Raw genomic sequence first — 19,370 nt, 5'->3', positions numbered from 1 at the left:
GCCCTCTACCCGCTTCTCTCAATGGCGTGGTGATGGCTAAACCCTTCGATCTTGGACTGGAGCCGATCTCGTACCGCAGGTACTGCCTCGAGAACGGGAAATTGATCAAGCACTTCGTCGAAGAACCCGGTCACGATCAGGCGCTCGGCGGTCTCGGTGGGCACCCCTCGGCTCTCCAGGTAGAACAACTGCTCGCCGTCGATCGGGCCGACCGCGGAGGCGTGACTGCAATGCACCTCGTTGTTCTCGATCTCCAAGTTAGGCACCGACTCCGCCCAGGCGTCCTCCGAAAGCTTGATGTTCCGGTTGGTCTGGTAGGCGTTGGTGCCTCGGGCATCGGGCCGAACCCGGATCAGCCCCGTGTACACCGAACGGGATGAGTCGTCCACCGCACCTTTGAACAGCAGGCTGCTGGTGGTATCGGGAGCGGCGTGATCTTGGAAGGTGCGAAAGTCCAGTGTCTGCTCGCCGTCGCCGAAATACAGCGAGATGAGATCGCCGGTAGCCCCTCGACCTGACAGGTGCGTGTCCATCCGCATTCGGGCATACTCTCCGCCCAACGCGGCAGTAGAGGCTCGCAGGTGGGCCTGCGAACCGATGTGACTGACCTGCGAACCGATATGCCACACCTTGGGCCCGAGGTCTTGCATAGTCAGATATCCGACCCGGGCGGCGGACGCCACCCTGATCTCTACCACCGGGCTCACGAACGCGGCAACGTCGGCTGAGCCGTACAGCTCCAGCACCTCCACCGACGAGTTTGCTCCCGCGTCCACGATCAGTCGAGGGAACATCGCGGCTCCATCGGCGTCTAGCCAATGACGCACCACGATAGGCCCTTCCACGCTCACCCCTGGAGGCACCCGCACCAACACCGGCTCTATGGAAAACGCCGCATTCATGACGGCGAATAGGTCTACATCAACCGATGCGGCCATCTCGGCGTCGCTCTCGCCCAACGGTCGGACCTCCACCCCTTGGGTTGCGGCCTCGGGGTCCAATTCCACGCTGCACAACCGGCCGTTGCTGGTGTCGGCAGTCGCACAATTGCCGGGGGTGGCAGTCGGTGATAAGGCACCGGCGTCGGATGCCAGCCGATAACGGCTGAGGTCCAACTGGCCAATGGGGGTATACCGCCAGAGTTCTTCTTCCGCTGAGGGCATGGGCGCGGCGGCCACTTGCTCGGCAGCAGCCACTCTACGGCGGACCAGCCAATCAGGGCCGGGTAAGGCACCGGCCGCATCGGGAGTGAATTGGGTTTGGGTCACGAACGCCGACGGCGCTTTCGCCGCTTCGCCTTTCCGCCGCCGCCCGCTCTCAACCGTCGCCGGGACTTCTCCTTCTCAAGATCAGCCAACACTCGAGGGCCGGCTTCATTCACGATGTCCTCGGCGGCGTCCAACAGGGCGCCGATGCTGTCGTCGCTTCCCACGCTAGACGGCGCTTCGGGTGTGGGGGGGGTCACCAGAGTGCCGTGCGACCAGTTCACGTCCACCAGCCGTCGCTCAAAGGCCGAGCAGTCGTCGGGGCAGCGCCACGGGGCCTCAGGGGCCAAGTCTAAATCGCACTTCCGCACGGTCTCCCCATTGGGGTATGACCGGCTCTCGAAGTACTTGCAATCCTGCCGCATGGGCATCAGCCGACAGATCCCTCCATCTGCAATTCGATGAGCCGGCTCCACTCCACGGCGTACTCCATCGGCAGGGTGCGGGTAATGGGCTCAATGAAGCCATTGACGATCATGCCCATGGCCTGCTCTTGGGTCAGCCCCCGGCTCATCAGATAGAACAGCTGCTCATCAGCCACCTTGGAGACGGTGGCCTCGTGGCCAATCTCCGCGTCCCGTGTGCCCACCTCCATGTAGGGGTAGGTGTCGGACACGCTGTCCTCGTCCAAGATCAGCGCGTCGCACTGAACGTGGCTGCGACACCCGTAGGCGTCGTCTTCCACCCGGACCAGACCTCGGTAGCTGGTGCGACCGCCGCCGTTGGAGATCGACTTGGACACGATCTTGGAAGTGGTCTCGGGGGCGGCGTGGGTCATCTTGGCCCCGGCATCTTGATGCTGATCGGGGCCGGCGTAGGCCACCGACAGCACCTCACCAGAGGCCTTGGGGCCGACCATCACCACCGCTGGGTACTTCATGGTCAGCCGGGAGCCGATGTTGCCGTCGATCCACTCCATGTGGCCCTCGGCCTCGACCTTGGCCCGCTTGGTGACCAGGTTGTACACGTTGTTGGACCAGTTCTGGATGGTGGTGTAGGTGACCCGGGCCGATTTCTTGACCAAGATCTCCACCACCGCAGAATGCAGCGAATCGCTGGTGTACACCGGGGCCGAGCACCCCTCGATGTAGTGAACCTGCGAACCCTCGTCGGCAATGATCAGGGTCCGCTCGAACTGGCCCATGTTCTCGGCATTGATGCGGAAGTAGGCCTGAAGCGGCATCTCCACCGTCACCCCGGGGGGGACATAGATGAAGCTGCCCCCCGACCACACTGCGGAGTTCAGGGCCGAGAATTTGTTGTCACCCGGCGGGATGATGGTGCCGAAGTGCTCTTTCACCAGCTCGGGATACTCCTTGAGGGCGGTGTCCATGTCGCAGAACAGCACTCCCTGGCGCTCCAAGTCCTCCCGGTTGCGGTGATACACCACCTCGGACTCGTATTGGGCGGTCACCCCGGCCAGGTACTTGCGCTCGGCCTCGGGAATGCCCAGCTTCTCATAGGTGTCCTTTATCGAGTCCGGAACCTCATCCCAGTCGTCGGCCAGGCCCTCGGTGGGCTTGATGTAGTAGTAGATGTTGTCGAAATCGATTCCCGACATGTCGCCGCCCCACGAGGGCATGGGCCGCTTCTCGAACCGGGAAAGCGACTTCAAGCGGAAGTTCCGCATCCACTCGGGCTCGCTCTTCATCCACGACATCTCCTGGACGATGTCGGTGTTCAGCCCTCTTTTGGGCTTGAAGACGTAATCTTCCTCGTCGCTCCAACCGAGTTTGTATCGGCCGAGATCAAGGGCGAGGGCTTCCGACGACATATGAAAATCCTAGCGAAGGGTGCGACGTGGCTTACCTAAATACTACCGGCGATCAGCCCAACAAGCGCATCTCAGCCCGATATCGGTGGCCCCGGGCCACATAGCCCTGGGCGTCCTCTCGATTCTGACCCTCGGCCATGTGGCCCTCGCGCACTTTTGCCGGCACGCCGATGGCCAAGGCCAGCGGTGGAATCTTCATGTGGTTGGTGACCACTGCACTGGCCCCGACCAGCGCCCCCCGGCCTACAACCGCATCGTGGAGCACGACCGAAGCAACCCCGATCAGGGCTTCGTCCTCGATCGTGCAGCCTTCCAAGTGGGCCAAATGGCCGACGGTGACGTCATTGCCAACCACCGTGGGCAACTCATCAGTGTTGTGGATCACGGCATTGTCCTGGATGGAGGTGCGGGCTCCGATGGTTATTCCCGCACCGTCGCCCCGGAGCACCGCCCCCGGCCAAATCGTGGACTCGGCTCCCACACTCACTTGACCGATGATCACGGCCAGCGGGTGAATGAAAGCCTCCGGGTGGATGTCAGGCTCGATGTCTCCCAGTGCATAAACCGGCATCGTTCTTCAGCCCAGCAGATTAAACGAGCCGTATTTCCCGGCCAAGAACACCAGCGGTCCCACGTCGTCGCGCTGGACCGCAAGATCCAAGACCCGGCCTAGGACGATCCAGTGATCGCCGCCCTCCACCACCTTGTCGATCTCGCAGTCGATCCATGCCAGCGAGGACTGGAAGATTGGCGCGCCGGTGACCTTTGTCGACCACTCCAAACCGGCAAACTTGTCCTCGGCTTTGGAGGCGAACAGATTGGACATCTCTACTTGGTCTTCAGCCAGGATGTTCACCCCGAAATGGCCCGCAGCCTCGATGGCCGGCCAGCTGGTGGACGACTTGCCCGGCATGAACATAACCAGGGGCGGGTCGAGCGACACCGAGCCAAAAGAGCCAATCGCCAGCCCGGAGGGACCATCGGGTCCTGAGGCAGTCACCACGGACACCCCGGTGGGGAACTGTCCGAGCACTTGGCGGAACATGGCCGAGTCGAACGGGGGGCTGTCAGACACATGGACTCCTCGGGTAGGGACAAATTTTGCCCCCAATGGCATGGAGGTTAGTGCCTGCTTTCTGCCTACCCCGCGTCGGGAGTCCCAGACGTAGCGACCCAAACGTCCACGCCATAGCTGCGAAGCGTGGAGCTGGTCCGAGCCAACGACTGCTCAAGTTGACTAGTGAGCTCAGGGAAGGAATTGCCCGCCAGCGCGGCACCTACATCGATGATGGTAAAGGTTCGCCGGTCCACCCAGGTTGGCACCGCCCCTATTGACGCAACTCGGATGTCGCCGGATTCGCCTTCCACTAAGTCAACCTGCACGATTACACCGTCGGCAGACTCCAGTGGGCACGACCGGCATGACTGGGGCGACTGGTTGGACAAGAAATTCCCCAACCCGTAGATCACGTAGTTGCCGCCGATGAACTCCACCGGTTGAATCACATGGGCGTGGGTACCGACGATGAGGTCAATCTCGTCGCCGGCGAGAAGCTCCTTGGCCAGCGCCCTCTGCTGCTCGGTCGGCGCCACCCGGTACTCCGCTCCCCACTGGATGCTCAACACCACGAAGTCGGCCCCGGCCCCGATGGCCGCTCGGGCCTCGGCCAATATGTCATCAGTGGAAATGACGTTTACCGCCCAGGTTTGGTCATCGGGGAGAATCAGGCCGTTGAGGCCATAGGTGTAGGAAAGGTGGCCGATTGTGATGCCGTTCACCTCGTACAAAGTGGGGGTAGCGGCTTCCTGAGGGGTGCGGGCCATGCCCGCGTGGCCCAAATCCGCCTCGTCGAACAGGTTGAGAGTGGCGATGATCCCGCCGGTTCCCTGGTCCAATGAGTGGTTCGAGGCAGTGGAACAGCCGTCGTAGCCCACTTCAGCGATCGCGCTGGCCAGATCGCCTGGAGCGTTGAACAAGGGATATCCGGACAGGTTGCGGTTATCGGGCGAGAGCGGTGTTTCCAAGTGGCAGATGGCAAGGTCAGCGTCGCTCAGGGTGGCTCGCACCGGTTCGAACATGGGCCGATAGTCAAAGTCCAGATCGTCGTTCCCGTTGGCCTGCGCCTGGCGGAAAACCGGCGAGTGCGATAGCAGATCGCCGGTGAAGGCCAGCCGGGCCTGCCGAGGTGCTGGCATGGGCGTGGCGGTGGGGGCCGCCGTGGACTCCTGAGCGGGGGCCGGAGTGGAAACCTCGGTGGACTCCTGAACAGGCGCCGGCGTTGGTGCCGCTTCGGAGGAGGGGCTCGGCGTGGCATCGGGGTGCGGCGCGGCTGTTGAACGGGAAGCCGCGGTCGGAGTCGGGTGGGCAGTCGGAACCGGCTCGTCTGTTCCGGTCGCTATGGCGGGAACCGTCGGGGACGCCGGAAGCGGACCGGTGGCGAGGTCATCGCCGGCACAGCCGCCAGCCGCGGCAACGGTCGCCACCAATAGGGCGGCGGCCAATCCCCGCGATGCGGAGTGGAGCACAAGGCTCTGTCGACCTTGGTGCTGAGGCCCATCCGGTCCCTGTGCTGCGGGGCGGAGAATGTGTCTGCGGGTCAAATGGCTGCGCAGAACAACTCAGGGGTCACCGGGCAGTCGGTACTGGAAACCGCCTCGGCCACTGAGACCAGTCCGTCGGGACCGGCGACTCGGTCCACCAAGGCCAGCGGGACAACCTCTTCATCAGCCTCCCACGCCTCTACCATTCCCAAAGCCCTTTCGACCAACGAATCCCACATCCGACCCGGCAAAACCGTCCCCTTGCCGGCCACCAGCCACACTGGGACCTCGGCGGCTTGGGCCACCGCTGCGGCAGCCCGAGAACCTGAGACCGCCAAGAATCCGTCGGGGCCGACCGCGGCTGTCTCCAAGAGCACCAAGTCTGCTGATGCCGCGGCCGCTCCAAGCCCGCTCTCGGCGACTTCGTCTACCCAGCCATCCTGCTCCGACAGCCGCTGCGCCAAGTGGCACCCCTCCCCCACCACATCGACCACCAAAACCCGAAGATCCCCCCGTCGCCGAAGGGTGCCGCCCACCAGGTCGGGCCATCCGAGCACACAGACCGCGGCCTCGACGGGTAGCTGGCGCGAAAGCAGGCGGGCGGTTTTGTCCTCGGTAATCGCCTGCATGCATGCTCGGACCTCCGAGCGGGGGTCGGCCGCGGTGAGAACCCGGGAGGCCAACCACATGAGCGGACCAGAGGAGGGCTGGCGGGCAATCATGCGCCGGCAGGTGGTGACTAGCCCGGCAGGGTCATGGCCGAAACTCAACAGCGCTCCGGCCGTCTCCCGCACCAGCGATTCCTGACCCACCCCGGAAGACCGGGCCACGTAGCGCAAGTGCTCGATCGGATGCACGACATGAGGTTATGCCACCGTCCTGGGGTAACTTCGAATGCGATGTCCACCACCCTTGACACCGATGTCACTTTGAGACCGCTGTCCGGTGAACCTCGCCCTATCGGCGATTGGGTCACTGTCTTCCACCTGGTCATTGTCGTTCTCGACCCGTACACCTATGAGAGCTCGTGGATGATCGACACCGCCGGCCGCGTTCTGCGCAACTTCGTCGGCGCCGACTGCCGGGTAGCGTTCTTGGTCACCGCATCGCCCGACGAAGCCGAGAAGTTCCTAGGGCCGTGGACCGAGGAGATCCTTACCTTCGCCGACGAGGAACGCTCAGTGGTACGGGCCATGGGCCTGGAGTCGCTTCCCGCCATCGTCCATCTCGACCACCAGCTCAACCTGCGGGCCTCTGCCGAGGGCTGGAATCCCCCTGACTGGAGAGATTTTGTCTCCCAGCTCAGCGCGGCAATGAACTGGCATCCCCCGGTGATCCCCGACCCGGGTGACCCATCGCCGTTTGCTGGAACCCCGGCGTTGGGCTGATTGGAACCCCGTTGAATGAACGAGCGCATGGCCGATTTCGCCTACTCCGAACTGCTCCCCAAAGGGCCTGACACCACCACCGAATACCGCCTGCTGACCACGGATTACGTCTCTACGGTCACGCTCGGCCACCGCCATTTCCTCCAAGTCGACCCCGAGGGCATCCGCCTGCTCACCAGTGAGGCTATGCGGGACATTGCCCACCTGCTGCGACCCGGACACCTGTCCCAATTGGCCGCAATCTTGGATGACCCCGAGGCCTCGGCCAACGACCGATTTGTGGCCACCGAATTGCTTCGCAACGCCAATATCGCGGCCGGCGGCGTGCTGCCCGGCTGCCAGGACACCGGGACGGCCGTGGTGATGGGCCACAAAGGCGAGCGAGTGCTAACCGATGCTGACGACGAGCAGGCTATCGCCCGGGGAGTGTTCGACACCTACCAGACCTCGAACCTCCGCTATTCGCAATTGGCCCCGATGTCCATGTTCGAGGAGCGCAACACCGGCAACAACTTGCCCGCGCAGATCGAGATCTATGCAGTGCCGGGAGATGCCTACTCGTTTCTATTCATGGCCAAAGGTGGCGGCTCGGCCAACAAGTCGTATCTGTTCCAGGAGACCAAGGCGCTGCTCAACCCCGAGTCGCTCACCCGATTCATGGACGAGAAGCTCCGCACCTTGGGAACCGCCGCCTGTCCGCCCTACCACTTGGCCGTGGTCATCGGAGGCACCTCCGCGGAGTACACGCTCAAGGTGGCCAAGTACGCCTCAGCCCGTTACCTGGACACCCTTCCCACCGAGGGTTCTGAGACCGGCCATGCCTACCGCGACCTGGAGTGGGAGGATCGCATTCTGGAGCTGACCCGGAACTTCGGGATCGGGGCCCAATTCGGTGGCAAGTACTTCTGCCACGACGTGCGGGTGATCCGGCTGCCCCGCCACGGCGCCTCCTGCCCGGTGGGGGTGGCGGTGTCGTGCTCGGCCGACCGTCAGGCTCTGGGCAAGATTACGTCTGAGGGGATCTTCTTGGAGCGGTTGGAGACCGATCCGGCCCGCTTCCTGCCGGAGGTCACCGACGACGACCTGAGCGACCAGGTGGTTCGCATCGACCTGAATCGGCCCATGGCCGACATCCGAGCCGAGCTGTCAAAGCACCCGGTGAAGACTCGTCTGTCGCTCACCGGCACCTTGGTAGTGGGTCGAGACATCGCCCACGCCCGGATCAAGGAGCGCCTCGACGCCGGCGAGCCCATGCCCGGGTACCTGCGCGACCACCCGGTGTACTACGCCGGCCCAGCCAAAACCCCTGAGGGCTACGCCTCAGGATCGTTCGGCCCCACCACCGCGGGGCGCATGGATGCCTACGTGAACCAGTTCCAGGCCGCAGGCGGAAGCCTGATCATGCTGGCCAAGGGCAACCGATCCCGTCAGGTGATCGATGCCTGCGCCCGCTACGGCGGGTTCTACCTCGGCTCGATCGGCGGCCCAGCAGCCCGGCTGGCCAAGGACTCCATCCGCAAGGTGGAGGTGCTGGAGTACCCCGAACTGGGCATGGAAGCGGTGTACCGGATCGAAGTCGAGGACTTCCCCGCCTTCATCGTCACCGACGACAAAGGCAACGACTTCTTCACCGAGGTATCAACCCCGGTGGCGATCAACTAGAGAGCTAGTTGATTCTGCGGTCTCGGTCGATCCAGTAGGGGTCGCGGAGGCGGTATTTTTGGAGCTTGCCGGTGGCAGTGCGGGCCAGTTCCTCGCGGAACTCCACTGATGTGGGGCACTTGTAGTGGGCCAAGCGGTCGCGGCAGTGCTGGATCAGCTCGGCTTCGGTGGCCGATGCTCCCGGGGCCAGCACCACCAGGGCTTTCACCGTCTCGCCCCACTTCTGGTCGGGTACTCCGATGACCGCCACCTCGGCCACCGCCTCGTGGGAGAACAGGGCATCCTCCACTTCTATGGACGAAACGTTCTCGCCGCCGGAGATGATCACGTCCTTCTTGCGGTCCGACAATGAGAGATAGCCCTCGGCGTCGATGTGGCCGCCGTCGCCAGTGTGGAACCAGCCCCCGGCCAAGGCCTCAGCCGATGCCTCGGGCTGCTCCCAATAGCCGGCCAGAACATGGTTGCCCCGGGCCAGCACCTCGCCGGATTCGTCGACGTCCAGCGAGACGCCCAGCGCGGGTACTCCCTGGCGAGACAGCTTTGAGGCCCGCTCCGCCGGGCTCAGATGGTCCCACTCGGCCCGGCGGCGGTTCATGGTCAAATAGGGGGCAGTCTCGGTCAGGCCGTAGAGCTGCATGAACTCCCAGCCCAGTTCGGTCTCCATCCGCTCGATGGTGCGGGTGGGCGGGGGCGCCCCAGCCACGGTCATCCGCACCCGACCCGAACCGGGAATCTCCCCCTCCCATTCCTGGGCGGCGTCCAACACCGCGGCCACCACCGCCGGTGCTCCGCACATGTAGGTCACTCCGTGGCGCTCAACCCGGCGAAGGATCTCCTCGCCGTCCACTTTGCGCAGCACGATGTGGCGGGCCCCGGCCCCGCTGACGGCATAGGGCATGCCCCACCCGTTGCAGTGGAACATCGGAAGCGTGTGGAGGTACACATCCCGGTCGCTCACACCGGCGGCCCAGCCGAAGGTGGTGGCGTTCAGCCACAGCGAGCGGTGGGTCATCTGCACGCCCTTGGGGCGGGCGGTGGTACCCGATGTGTAGTTGATGGTGGCAGTGGCGTCCTCTTCGGGAGTCCACGGCTCGGGCTCAACGTCGAACCGGTAGAGGGCGTCATCAGATTCGGCGCCGATCACGTAGCGATGGCGGCACTCGACCCCGGCCAGCGCGTCGCCCAGCTCGGGGTCGATCAGCAGCATCGTCGCTCCGCAGTGCTCAACGATGTAGCTGATCTCGTCTTGATTGAGCCGGAAGTTGATGGGCACGCACACCCGGCCGTTCCCGCTCACTCCGAACAAAGAGACCATCAGCCGCGCCGCGTTGTGAGACACGATGGCCACCCGCTCACCGAAGCCGATGCCGTGCTCGTCCAACCCCGCCGCCTGGGCTCGGGCCAATTCGGCCATCCGAGAATAGGTCAGCTCGCCCCACCCCTCTGCAGGTTGATCCGGTTCGTCTACGATTCCCACTCGGTCGCCGTACACCGTCTCGGCCCGGGCCAGGAAATCCCCCACGCACAGAGCAACTTTCATGCCCCCACCGTATCCACCCCCTTGCGTTGAGTGCCTGCTGTGGGTTCGCCGCAGTCCACTCCTACAATTTCAGCCGTGACGGTTGCGCGAATCCTCGGAGCATTCGGCAAGACAGTCATCTGCATCGGCATCATCATCCTGCTGTTCGGTATCTTCCAGCTGTGGGGCACCGGTGTCATAGAAGCCCGGGCCCAGCAAGATCTAGAAGGCCAGTTCTCCGATCTGCTGGAGACCTCTGAGGGACTCAGCCCGCCGCCCTCCGATCCGGGGGTGTCCACCACCCCCGAGCCCACTCCTGAGCCCACCGCCACCCCCGAACCCACCGAAGACCCTCTTCCCGTGGAGGAAATCGACCCGGTCCAGACAAAACCGAGCCCGACCCCGACAGCCACCCCCCAACCCACCGCCACCCCTGAGCCCACCCCCGATCCTGCGTGGCTGGAACTGCTCTACCCCGACTGGGGATCGCCTCTCGCCCGGATCCACATCCCCACCATCGGATTGTCCAAGACCGTGGTTGAGGGGGTTAGGGTCAGCGATCTCCGCAAAGCCCCTGGCCATTACCCCAACACGCCCCTTCCCGGCCAGGCAGGAAACGCGGCCATCGCCGGGCACCGCACCACCTATGGGGCGCCCTTCGGAGAGATCAACGAGTTGGTTCCCGGCGATCAGATCTTCGTCGAGACCATCCAGGGGAGATTCGTCTACCAAGTGGTGGCCCAGGGAGACGGCCACGGGCACCTAATCGTGTCGCCCGGCGCGATTGAGGTGCTCGACCAGGATTTCAGCGAGCACCCCAATCGACTCACCCTCACCGCCTGCCATCCCAAGGGCTCGGCCCGACAGCGCATCATCGTGGTGGCCGAGCTGGTGGGCGAACCCGTTCCTTCCTATCGCCAACTCGGCGCCGACGGTCAAGTGGACGCTCAGCTGGCTGATGAGGATGTGAACGAGACGGCCGACCCCACCGAGACGGTCACCCAGACCCCGACGCCAACGGCTGCTCCAGTAGAAGAGGCAACGACGACCCCGACGCCGCCATCTGCCGACGACACGACCCCAACCCCGACGCCAGCGGCTGCTCCAACAGAAGAGGCACCCGCGGGAGCCCCGACTCCGGAGGCCGCCGAAGAGGCGCCCGAGCAAGCGCCGGTAACTGCCGCTGGAGATCAACCGCCTACCGAGCCGCAAAGCCCCGTCCCTGCGGCGCAGGCACCCACCGCGACTACCGATTCCTTCGGTGAGGGGCTCAACGGTGACGCCGACGCATGGCCGCCGGCCGTATTGTGGGGTTTGGCCGCGCTGGCCATCTGGTTCTTCGCCCTGTTCGCGGGACACCGGTGGAAGAAGCTGCCTGCCTACGCCCTGTCGGCTCTACCCTTCCTGGTCGTGATGTTCATGGCGTTCTGGCACATCGACAGGATCCTCCCCTCCTACTGAGTTATGGACTGATTGATGGACCACCGGACGCCGGGAGTCAACCGCATCCTGACAGCCGTGGCGCTGTCGCTGGTGCTGGCCCTTACCGCTACCGGCTGCGCCGGCGAAGAGTCCGAGGAATCCCGGCTTGACGAGGTGTTTGTTGAGCCCACCGCCGAGCCCGATCTGCTGCCCACGGAGGAGGATCTGCGGGATCGGTTCGAGGGGCTCGTCACCGAGCCCTATGACCTTCTGGTGGGAACGTGTTTCAACCAGTACCGGTATCTGGACCGTAACGACCTGCCCGCGCAGCTGACCACTGCCATTGGCTGTACCCGCCCTCACAATGCCCAGGTGTACGCCATCGTTATCAACGACGCCCCGCCCGGCGCCCCCTATCCCGGGGAAGAGGCGGTCAACGATTGGGGTCAAAAGCAGTGCTATGACCGGTTCGAGCCGTTTGTGGGTCTGGTCTACGAGTTGTCAGAGCTCGACATCGGCATGATCACCCCCAGCCGAACCGACTGGGAGGGCGAAAACTACCGCCGCCGGATCTCCTGCTATGTGTTCGACCGCAATCGGTGGCTCCTGAAGACCGATGTGGAGGGCATCGGCCTCTGAGATCTAGTCCCGAGCACGCATCACACCATCAGCGCGGCCAATGCCGTCCACGACTGCGGCACAGCACCACCCCCGGTTCCGTCGTCTGGGTTCCAGTACTCGGCAAATCCGCTCCGCATCGCCCCTCTCACGGTGGATGAGACCACCGCCTCAGCGGCTTCGCCCTGGCCGTGCCGGCGCAATCCCACCCACATCAGGTAGCTGAGCTGGGGCCATGCCGGCCCTCGCCAATAGGCGCGGGGATCGAAAACGGGCTCCTCCCGGTGAACGCCCGTCGGCCCGCAGCTTCCGCCATAGGCCGAGGGATCGACCAAGTCGGCAGCCACCGCGTCAATCCGGCCGGACTCGGAGGAAACCAGCATCGGCAGCAGTCCGTCCAAAGTGCGCACCCGCCCTGATCCCTCCTCCGCCGCGCCGGCATCAGCCCAGGTACGATGGGATTCGTCCCATCGGGTGGCCAGACATCCAGCCAGATCGTCAGCCCGGTCGGTCACCTCCGACCGCCCGGCCACTGCGGCCAGTTCCCAAGCATTGAACACCACCAATGCGTTGAATCCCGCCGATGCAGACTCGAACGCCGGATTGGCCACCGGAGAGCCTGCCGGACTGTGCTCGATCGACGCCACCAGCTGGTTCTTGAGCGGTCGCCAAGCTTCCAAAGAGAATCCACCGGGACAGAAGTCATCCCAGCGGGGACTGTCGTCAGCGCCGCTCTCCCACGGATGACACAGCGCCACCAGCCCACTGGGATGGCGGTGGCGGTCGAACAGCAGAAACCGCAGGCCGTGCTCGGCCTTGGCCAACGTCTCATCGTCGACGTCTGCCCCTCGCCGCACCAACTCCGCTACGGCATGCCCGTACATGGGGGGCTGGGTGATAGACGATGCCTCATTTCGACCCCACAAGTCGGCGGCCACACCGGGATGGCGCACATAGTTCATGTGGGGAACGAACCCGTCGACGGATTGAACCGACAGCGCAGTCTGGAGCTCGGTCAGCCCGCGGTCGTCGCCCAGCTCAGCCCAGCACACCGCGTGAAAGCACGAATCCCACAACCACTGCCAGGGGTAGGTCGCAGGATTCGGAACGGCATAGCCCTCAGGAACCCAGTGGGCTTCCAGTACTGCCCGGGCCGCATCCCGCACCGCTGAGCGGTTGAATTCCTCGGGCTCGTCCATATCTCCAGAGTCTCACGATAGGACGCAATCTGGTTACCTCGTGGGAATGGTCCGGGCCGCGATCGTCTCATTTCGACTGGGGTTGAGCGACGGCGTGTCGGTCGTCGCCCGGCTCTGGCAGAAGATGCTCGCCGACATCGGCTTCGACATTGTGACGGTGGCCGGGGAAGGTCCGGTTGACCGGCTAGTTCCCGGCCTCGGCATCGACCAGTTCGACGGACCCGACCCCGACCTTTTCACCGCCGCGGTGTCTGATGCCGATTTGGTAGTGGTGGAGAACCTCTGCACCATCCCTCTGAACCTCCCGGCTGCCCGGACGGTGGCCCGTGTTCTGGCCGGGCACCCCGCCATCCTCCACCACCACGATCCCCCGTGGCAGCGGGAGCGGTTCGCAGCGGTGACCGAGCTGCCCCCCGACGACCCCTCTTGGCGCCATGTGGTCATCAATCGGTTCACCGCCGAGCAGTTCTCCCAGCGGGGCATCGAAACCACTGTGATTTACAACGGCTTCGACACCACCAGCCCCGAGGGCGACCGGGCCGCGATGCGGGCCAAGCTGGAAGTGGACGACGAGACCCTGCTCGTCGCCCACCCGGTGCGGGCCATTCCCCGCAAGAACATCCCCGCGGCCATCGCCATCACCGAAGAGCTGAACGGCGCCTATTGGCTGATGGGGCAAGCAGAAGAAGGATACGACACCACCTTGGAGCGCCTGTTGGCCGAGGCCCGCTGCCCGGTCATTCATCGGCCGGTGGCCCGCACTCCCGACATCTACGCCGCCGCCGATCTGGTGGTGTTCCCGTCGGTCTGGGAGGGATTCGGCAATCCGCCGGTGGAGGCAGCCATCTGGCGGCGACCTTGCGTTGTGGGCGACTACCCGGTGGCCCACGAGCTGGCCGAGTTCGGATTCCAGTGGTTCACCCCCGACCAACTCGTTGAGATCCAGGCGTTCCTGAACTGCCCCGACACCGATCTGTTGGACCAGAATCAAGCCATCGCCCAGCAGCACTTCTCCTTGGAACGAGTCCGATCAGACTTGGTCGCACTCTTGGACGACGCCGGATGGCTGCCGTGAGCGCCGGGGACCTAGCCGCCCGCCGTCGGCTAATCGCGCGGTTGACCACAACCGGCCAGAGACTGGGCTATCTGCTGTATCTGGCCGCCGCCGCCCTGTTCTTCACCGGCTTCGCCTCCAGCTTCCGCAGCTCCCTAGTCACCGCCATCATCGTCTGCCTCCTCGTCGGCTCCCTCGTCCTCGCCCCCGCCATCATCTTCTCCTACGCGGTAAGAGCCGCCGACCGGGAGGAACCCTTGAGCTAAGGGCTTATGTCGATCGGCTCTTCAGGCAGCCGGCCAGCAACCACATCAGGCAGGAACTCCCGCAGCCGCTCCGGCAGTACCTGATCATCGGAACCCAGCAACTCTTCCAACGTCCACCAGCGGGCATCCTCAAACGCCGCCGCCTCGAGTGCCTCAAGATGTTGAGGAGCCCATTCACCCCCGTCAGGGCACCAGGCCACATGGATGCGCTCATTGGAGTCGAAATGGATGCCGGCGAAATCGAACTCCACGTGCTGGGTCCAAATGCAGGGGCCGACCTCCACGTCGGCAAACCCGGCTTCTTCCCAAAGCTCGCGACGGGCCCCCTCCGCCGAATCCTCCCCCGGGCCCAAGCCTCCGCCCGGAATCTCCCACCAAGGCCCCTTATGGGGGTCGATGGGGTCGCTGGCCTGCATCATGAAGATGCGCCCATGCCGGTCTAACAGCACCACGCGGGCTGCCGGTCGCCGCAAGGTCCATGCCATGGCCGCCGACCATACCCGCCGGGGCCACAGAGCGGCCGATTCAGTCCCTGGATAGATCGCTGTCGCCGTGCGCCGGTACAGTCCGGCTCGACACGCCACAACCAGGGGGATGCCCAAAATGGAGTTCGGATATTTTGCCCAGTGCTTCGTGCCCGATTTCGGCTACGAAGGCAATCCCGACTGGGAGGCCCAGCGCATCCGCGACAACTTGGAGATCTCGCAGCTTTGCGACAGCAACGGGTTCAAGTACATCTGGGCCTCAGAGCACCACTTCTTGCGGGAGTACTCCCACATGTCGGCCCCCGAGGTGTTCCTCTCCGCGGTGGCGTCCACCACCGAGAACGTGCATCTGGGCTCGGCCATCTTCAACATCACCGCCCCGGTGAACCACCCGGTTCGCTCGGCCGAGCGGGCCGCCATGATCGATGTGCTGTCCAACGGCCGCTTCGAGTTGGGCACCGGCCGGGGCTCGTCGTCCACCGAGGTGATGGGCTTCGGCATGCCAGGCACGCCCCGCGACCCGGATACCGGTTTGGCCGACACCGAGGTAACCCGGGGACTGTGGGGCGAGGCCATCGCCCAGATCCCCCAGATGTGGCGCGAGGGTGCCTACAGCTATGAAGGCGACAGTTTCTCGATGCCGGCCCGGGAGATCTTCCCCAAGCCGGTCACCAAACCCCATCCTCCGCTGTGGGTGGCCTGCGGCAGCCCGGGCACCTTCGAGAAGGCCGGCAAGCTGGGCATCGGAGTGCTGTGCTTCACCATCGGCACCCCCGACGAGATTGCCCCGCTGATCGAGATCTACAAGAACGAGATCGCCAGCTGCAAGAACCCGGTGGGCGACTTCGTCCACGACAATGTGATGTGCGTGGGATTCGGCATCTGCCTGGACGACCGTGAAATGGCCATCGACCTGGCCACTCGCAGCCACATGTACTACTACCAGTGCCTCGTGTACCGCTGGCTGGACACCTTCCCCAAGCCCGAGGGGATCCCGGAGTGGCCGGCGGTCATCCCCGAGCCCACCCACGAAGACGTCAAGATGGCCATCGACGGCGGGTCGCTGTGCGTGGGCAATGTCGAGGACTGCATTCATGTGTCCCGCCAGTACGAGAGGGTGGGAGCGGATCAGTACGTGATCAGCCCGCTCACCTCAACCCTGCCCATGGAGGTGGTGCGCGAGACCATCATGAACTTCGGCGACCACGTCATCCCGGTGATCGACACCGACCCGGTCCACCGCTCAACCCGCCAGCGCGAGGCAGCCCTAGCCGCGGCGGGGTAGGGCAAGCGCGCGCAAGTCACCTCGAAGCTAGACTTCACGCGGGTCTAGCCAAGCCGCGACCTGGGCGCTAACCTCTTGTCCGTCCCTTGAGTCCAACGTTGGGAGCAATAACATGCAAAAGTCCTTTCACCGCTTGCTGGCCCTGCTCGGGTTGGTGTTGGCCTTCTCGTTGATTGCCGCTTCGTGTGGCAACGATGACGATGACAGCCCGGCGGCCCCTGAGGCCACCGAGGCAGCCACCCAAGCGCCTGAACCCACTGAGGCACCCGAAGCCACTGTCGATCTTGTCCAAGACGGCGGAACCTTGCAGGCCGTCATGGACCGCGGCCATGTGCTGTGCGGCTCCCGCGACGACGTGCCCGGCTTTGCATTGTTGAACGAGAACGCCGAGTACGAGGGCTTCGACATCGACATGTGCCGCGTAGTGGCAGCCGCCATTTTCGGCGATGCCGATGCCGTTGAGATCGTTCCGGTCACCAGCGCCGAGCGCTTCACCGCCCTGGCCTCAGGCCAGTTCGAGGTGATGAACCGCAACACCACCTGGACCGCCACCCGTGACGGTACCGAGGGTGCCAACTTCTTGTTCACCACCTACTACGACGGCCAGGGCCTCATGGTGCCGGCCTCCACCGGCTTCACCACTCTGGACGACCTGGCCGACGCCAACATCTGCGTGAGCACCGGTACCACCACCGAGCTGAACCTCACCGCAGTGTTCGCCGCCCGCGGCATCCCCTTCAACCCGGTCACCTTCGAGGGCTTCGACACCTTGGTGCCAGCCTACGAAGAGGGCCAGTGCGAGGCGATGACTGCCGACAGCAGCGTGCTCGGCGTGTTCAAGTACGAAATCGAGCAGAACAACGGCCCCGAACAGCACGTCATGGCCGAGCTCATCTCCAAGGAGCCCCTTGGCACCGTGGTGCGCGACGGCGACACCGAGTGGGCGCAGGTTGTGAACTGGGCCACCATGGCTACCGTGCAGGCCTGGGAGTTCGGGCTCGACTCCACCAACATCGGCAGCTATGACGGCACCGACCCCAACATCTTGAACTTCCTCGGCCGCGACGGTTTCGATCCGGGCCTCGGCCTGCCCACCGACTTCGCCGTGAACGTGGTGGAGCAGGTTGGCAACTACGAGGAGATCTTCAACCGCTATCCGCAGTTGGGGGTCCTCAACGGCAGCGTGAACGACCTCTGGTCCAACGGCGGGCTCATGTACGTCCCGCCCTACCGCTAGGGAAAACCCCGCTCGTTTCCCAGCGAGCGAACACTGAACAATGAGCGGCCCACCGGTCACCAACCGGTGGGCCGCTCTCGTCTAATGTTCAAAGTCACACTGCTATGAGCAGCACCGCTGATTTCGCCAGCACACAAGCTGATCTCACCGCAGTACCTTCCGCGCCCTTCAGCCGTAGGGCTTTTGCCGGGGTGATCGACCTGCTGGTCCTGGGCTTTGTCGGGGTGGTCTCCTGCTGGCAGCTCGGCCTCAGGCTGCTCGATGGATATAGCGACCTCCCTGAGCTGGTCCTTGCTTGGTTCTTCCTCGTGGCAGCCCCCGCAGCCGTCGCCGCCATCATGATTATCGACGCTGTGCGAATCGGCCAGACCCCGGGCAAAACCGCGGCCGGGATACGAACCATTTTCGATGGCGTCGAAAAGAGAACCCTTCCTACCAGCGATCCGCGAGTTCCAGAACCGGGCATTCCAGCCCTTTGGCGCGATGTTCGAGTACTCCGGGTCGCCATCCAGATACTGGCAGTGGTCGTCGTAGTAGCTCTCATCCGCTGGATGTTCCACAACCTCATCGAGAAGATGGACGAACTCGGCCTGCCCAAAGGCTTCGACTTCCTTGACAAGCCTTACGGAGTGGCTCTCCGCGACGCCTTCGGCTTCAACGTGCGAGACCCTGTGTGGAAAGCGCTTTTCATCGGCTTCAAGAACACCATCGCCGCGTCATTGGTCGGCGTCTTCATAGCCACTCTTGTAGGACTCTTCGTTGGAATCGCACGCCTATCGTCCAACTGGCTATTGGCCAAAGGGGCAGCCATCTACGTGGAGACCCTGCGCAACATCCCCCCGCTGGTAGTCATCGTCTTCTTCGGGTTCGCCATCTTCACTTACGGCCCACTCCCCAAGTTCAACCCCTCCAACCCCCCGTGGCAGGGCAAGCTGCCAGGCTCCGACAGCAACTGGATCATTGTCAGCAAAGACCGCTGGGCCATCCCCTCGTTCTCAGAAGAAGGCAACTTGGCCGCCTTCTGGGTCGTCGTGCTGGCCGCGGCGATCATCGCCGCGGCCGTCTGGAGCTGGCGTACTCGCCGCAATAGCAATACAGGCATCCCCCACCATCGCCTAGCTTGGTCGCTTGGTACTTTCGCAGTAATCGTCGTCTTGGCATTCATAGCCACGGGCTCCCCGTACTCGTGGTCCTGGCCAGCCGTCTCTGAGTCTGGAAGAAAAGTGGAGGGAGGATTCAGCACCAACTCCGGTTACATGGCCCTTACCCTGGCCTTGGGCTTGTACACCGCCAGTTTCGTAGCTGAAATAGTTCGAGGGTCCATACTCGCTGTGCCCAAGGGGCAGACAGAGGCAGCAACGTCGGTGGCTCTAAAGGCAGGGCAGCGCTATCGCCATGTCGTCTTGCCGCAGGCCCAGAGGATTGCAATACCCCCCTATATCAGCGAGTGCGCCAACCTCATCAAGAACACATCTCTTGGCATTGTCGTCGCTTACCCAGATCTGACACAGGTCGCCGTCACCGCTTGGGGCATAAACTTCCCCGCTCCCCAACTCGTGCTGATCTTGATAACCGTTTACTTGACTATCAACCTCGTGGTATCTGCACTGTTAAACGTCTACAACCGCTCTCTTCAGCTAAAGGAGAGATAAGGC

19 protein-coding genes are annotated in these 19,370 nt (G+C 63.9%); 9 read left to right on the top strand and 10 right to left on the bottom strand.

The window, feature by feature from the left end; genetic code table 11:
- Nucleotides 1-5: 5 nt before the first annotated feature.
- From sufD to ACOOGG_RS15380, 7 genes are all read right to left on the bottom strand, one after another.
- Complete coding sequence (gene sufD, locus ACOOGG_RS15410; protein WP_420436604.1) at nucleotides 6-1,268, bottom strand: Fe-S cluster assembly protein SufD; 1,263 nt, start codon at nucleotides 1,266-1,268, stop codon at nucleotides 6-8.
- The gene (locus tag ACOOGG_RS15405) at nucleotides 1,265-1,636 is read right to left on the bottom strand and encodes a hypothetical protein (RefSeq protein ID WP_420436602.1); all 372 of its coding nucleotides are present in this window, start codon (nucleotides 1,634-1,636) and stop codon (nucleotides 1,265-1,267) included. Before ACOOGG_RS15405 ends, sufD begins: the two co-directional genes overlap by 4 nt.
- Nucleotides 1,636-3,039: a Fe-S cluster assembly protein SufB gene (sufB, locus tag ACOOGG_RS15400; RefSeq protein WP_420436600.1), complete on the bottom strand. Its 1,404-nt coding sequence runs from the start codon at nucleotides 3,037-3,039 to the stop codon at nucleotides 1,636-1,638. Before sufB ends, ACOOGG_RS15405 begins: the two co-directional genes overlap by 1 nt.
- A 52-nt stretch (nucleotides 3,040-3,091) precedes the next feature.
- Nucleotides 3,092-3,610 (bottom strand): gamma carbonic anhydrase family protein, encoded by a 519-nt coding sequence (locus ACOOGG_RS15395; RefSeq protein ID WP_420436598.1) that lies wholly within the window; start codon nucleotides 3,608-3,610, stop codon nucleotides 3,092-3,094.
- Nucleotides 3,611-3,616: 6 nt separating this feature from the next.
- The gene (locus tag ACOOGG_RS15390) at nucleotides 3,617-4,114 is read right to left on the bottom strand and encodes a flavin reductase family protein (protein ID WP_420436596.1); all 498 of its coding nucleotides are present in this window, start codon (nucleotides 4,112-4,114) and stop codon (nucleotides 3,617-3,619) included.
- A 65-nt stretch (nucleotides 4,115-4,179) separates the two neighbouring features.
- Complete coding sequence (locus ACOOGG_RS15385) at nucleotides 4,180-5,565, bottom strand: CapA family protein (RefSeq protein WP_420436594.1); 1,386 nt, start codon at nucleotides 5,563-5,565, stop codon at nucleotides 4,180-4,182.
- Nucleotides 5,566-5,636: 71 nt separating this feature from the next.
- The gene (locus ACOOGG_RS15380) at nucleotides 5,637-6,437 is read right to left on the bottom strand and encodes a hypothetical protein (RefSeq protein WP_420436592.1); all 801 of its coding nucleotides are present in this window, start codon (nucleotides 6,435-6,437) and stop codon (nucleotides 5,637-5,639) included.
- Nucleotides 6,438-6,479: 42 nt separating this feature from the next.
- Here ACOOGG_RS15380 and ACOOGG_RS15375 point away from each other — a divergent pair, with 42 nt between their 5' ends.
- Nucleotides 6,480-6,968: a hypothetical protein gene (locus tag ACOOGG_RS15375; RefSeq protein ID WP_420436590.1), complete on the top strand. Its 489-nt coding sequence runs from the start codon at nucleotides 6,480-6,482 to the stop codon at nucleotides 6,966-6,968.
- 27 nt (nucleotides 6,969-6,995) lie between these two features.
- On the top strand, nucleotides 6,996-8,630 hold the full coding sequence (locus ACOOGG_RS15370) for a fumarate hydratase (RefSeq protein ID WP_420437627.1): 1,635 nt from the start codon (nucleotides 6,996-6,998) through the stop codon (nucleotides 8,628-8,630).
- Between the two features lie 4 nt (nucleotides 8,631-8,634).
- Here ACOOGG_RS15370 and ACOOGG_RS15365 read toward each other — a convergent pair whose 3' ends face one another.
- On the bottom strand, nucleotides 8,635-10,170 hold the full coding sequence (locus ACOOGG_RS15365) for an AMP-binding protein (RefSeq protein ID WP_420436588.1): 1,536 nt from the start codon (nucleotides 10,168-10,170) through the stop codon (nucleotides 8,635-8,637).
- A gap of 75 nt (nucleotides 10,171-10,245) precedes the next feature.
- Between ACOOGG_RS15365 and ACOOGG_RS15360 the strand changes: the two genes are divergently transcribed.
- Nucleotides 10,246-11,610, top strand: a complete 1,365-nt coding sequence (locus ACOOGG_RS15360) for a class E sortase (protein ID WP_420436586.1) — start codon at nucleotides 10,246-10,248, stop codon at nucleotides 11,608-11,610.
- Between the two features lie 15 nt (nucleotides 11,611-11,625).
- On the top strand, nucleotides 11,626-12,210 hold the full coding sequence (locus ACOOGG_RS15355; protein ID WP_420436584.1) for a septum formation family protein: 585 nt from the start codon (nucleotides 11,626-11,628) through the stop codon (nucleotides 12,208-12,210).
- Nucleotides 12,211-12,230: 20 nt separating this feature from the next.
- Here the strand turns inward: ACOOGG_RS15355 and ACOOGG_RS15350 are convergent, their stop codons facing one another.
- Entirely contained in the window at nucleotides 12,231-13,388 is a 1,158-nt protein-coding gene (locus tag ACOOGG_RS15350) for an MGH1-like glycoside hydrolase domain-containing protein (protein ID WP_420436582.1), read from the bottom strand.
- Nucleotides 13,389-13,434: 46 nt separating this feature from the next.
- Between ACOOGG_RS15350 and ACOOGG_RS15345 the strand changes: the two genes are divergently transcribed.
- On the top strand, nucleotides 13,435-14,463 hold the full coding sequence (locus ACOOGG_RS15345) for a glycosyltransferase family 4 protein (protein WP_420437625.1): 1,029 nt from the start codon (nucleotides 13,435-13,437) through the stop codon (nucleotides 14,461-14,463).
- Nucleotides 14,460-14,708, top strand: a complete 249-nt coding sequence (locus ACOOGG_RS15340) for a hypothetical protein (protein WP_420436580.1) — start codon at nucleotides 14,460-14,462, stop codon at nucleotides 14,706-14,708. The genes ACOOGG_RS15345 and ACOOGG_RS15340 overlap by 4 nt, the downstream gene beginning before the upstream one ends.
- Here ACOOGG_RS15340 and ACOOGG_RS15335 read toward each other — a convergent pair.
- Nucleotides 14,705-15,193 (bottom strand): NUDIX hydrolase, encoded by a 489-nt coding sequence (locus tag ACOOGG_RS15335; RefSeq protein WP_420436578.1) that lies wholly within the window; start codon nucleotides 15,191-15,193, stop codon nucleotides 14,705-14,707. The genes ACOOGG_RS15340 and ACOOGG_RS15335 overlap by 4 nt on opposite strands.
- Before the next feature lie 118 nt (nucleotides 15,194-15,311).
- Here ACOOGG_RS15335 and ACOOGG_RS15330 point away from each other — a divergent pair, with 118 nt between their 5' ends.
- The 3 genes from ACOOGG_RS15330 (at nucleotide 15,312) to ACOOGG_RS15320 (ending at nucleotide 19,367) form a co-directional block, all read left to right on the top strand.
- Nucleotides 15,312-16,478 carry an LLM class flavin-dependent oxidoreductase gene (locus ACOOGG_RS15330; protein ID WP_420436576.1) on the top strand — a complete coding sequence of 389 codons (1,167 nt, stop codon included), beginning with the start codon at nucleotides 15,312-15,314 and terminating at the stop codon, nucleotides 16,476-16,478.
- Between the two features lie 112 nt (nucleotides 16,479-16,590).
- A complete protein-coding gene (locus ACOOGG_RS15325; protein ID WP_420436574.1) occupies nucleotides 16,591-17,715 on the top strand; it encodes an amino acid ABC transporter substrate-binding protein in 1,125 nt (374 codons plus the stop codon).
- A 104-nt stretch (nucleotides 17,716-17,819) separates the two neighbouring features.
- Nucleotides 17,820-19,367 (top strand): ABC transporter permease subunit, encoded by a 1,548-nt coding sequence (locus ACOOGG_RS15320; protein WP_420436572.1) that lies wholly within the window; start codon nucleotides 17,820-17,822, stop codon nucleotides 19,365-19,367.
- The last annotated feature ends 3 nt before the right edge of the window (nucleotides 19,368-19,370 follow it).

This window comes from Candidatus Poriferisocius sp., from assembly GCF_965214065.1.
Classification (GTDB): Bacteria; Actinomycetota; Acidimicrobiia; order Acidimicrobiales; family Bin134; genus Poriferisocius.
This window is presented reverse-complemented; position numbering and strand designations above follow the sequence as displayed.

Bases quoted from the DNA above. Each gene is read 5' to 3' on its own strand.
- ACOOGG_RS15405 (WP_420436602.1), bottom strand. From the start codon at position 1,636: ATGCCCATGCGGCAGGATTGCAAGTACTTCGAGAGCCGGTCATACCCC.
- sufB (WP_420436600.1), bottom strand. From the start codon at position 3,039: ATGTCGTCGGAAGCCCTCGCCCTTGATCTCGGCCGATACAAACTCGGT.
- ACOOGG_RS15395 (WP_420436598.1), bottom strand. From the start codon at position 3,610: ATGCCGGTTTATGCACTGGGAGACATCGAGCCTGACATCCACCCGGAG.
- ACOOGG_RS15375 (WP_420436590.1), top strand. From the start codon at position 6,480: ATGTCCACCACCCTTGACACCGATGTCACTTTGAGACCGCTGTCCGGT.
- ACOOGG_RS15370 (WP_420437627.1), top strand. From the start codon at position 6,996: ATGGCCGATTTCGCCTACTCCGAACTGCTCCCCAAAGGGCCTGACACC.
- ACOOGG_RS15365 (WP_420436588.1), bottom strand. From the start codon at position 10,170: ATGAAAGTTGCTCTGTGCGTGGGGGATTTCCTGGCCCGGGCCGAGACG.
- ACOOGG_RS15355 (WP_420436584.1), top strand. From the start codon at position 11,626: ATGGACCACCGGACGCCGGGAGTCAACCGCATCCTGACAGCCGTGGCG.
- ACOOGG_RS15350 (WP_420436582.1), bottom strand. From the start codon at position 13,388: ATGGACGAGCCCGAGGAATTCAACCGCTCAGCGGTGCGGGATGCGGCC.
- ACOOGG_RS15345 (WP_420437625.1), top strand. From the start codon at position 13,435: ATGGTCCGGGCCGCGATCGTCTCATTTCGACTGGGGTTGAGCGACGGC.
- ACOOGG_RS15335 (WP_420436578.1), bottom strand. From the start codon at position 15,193: ATGGCATGGACCTTGCGGCGACCGGCAGCCCGCGTGGTGCTGTTAGAC.
- ACOOGG_RS15330 (WP_420436576.1), top strand. From the start codon at position 15,312: ATGGAGTTCGGATATTTTGCCCAGTGCTTCGTGCCCGATTTCGGCTAC.
- ACOOGG_RS15325 (WP_420436574.1), top strand. From the start codon at position 16,591: ATGCAAAAGTCCTTTCACCGCTTGCTGGCCCTGCTCGGGTTGGTGTTG.
- ACOOGG_RS15320 (WP_420436572.1), top strand. From the start codon at position 17,820: ATGAGCAGCACCGCTGATTTCGCCAGCACACAAGCTGATCTCACCGCA.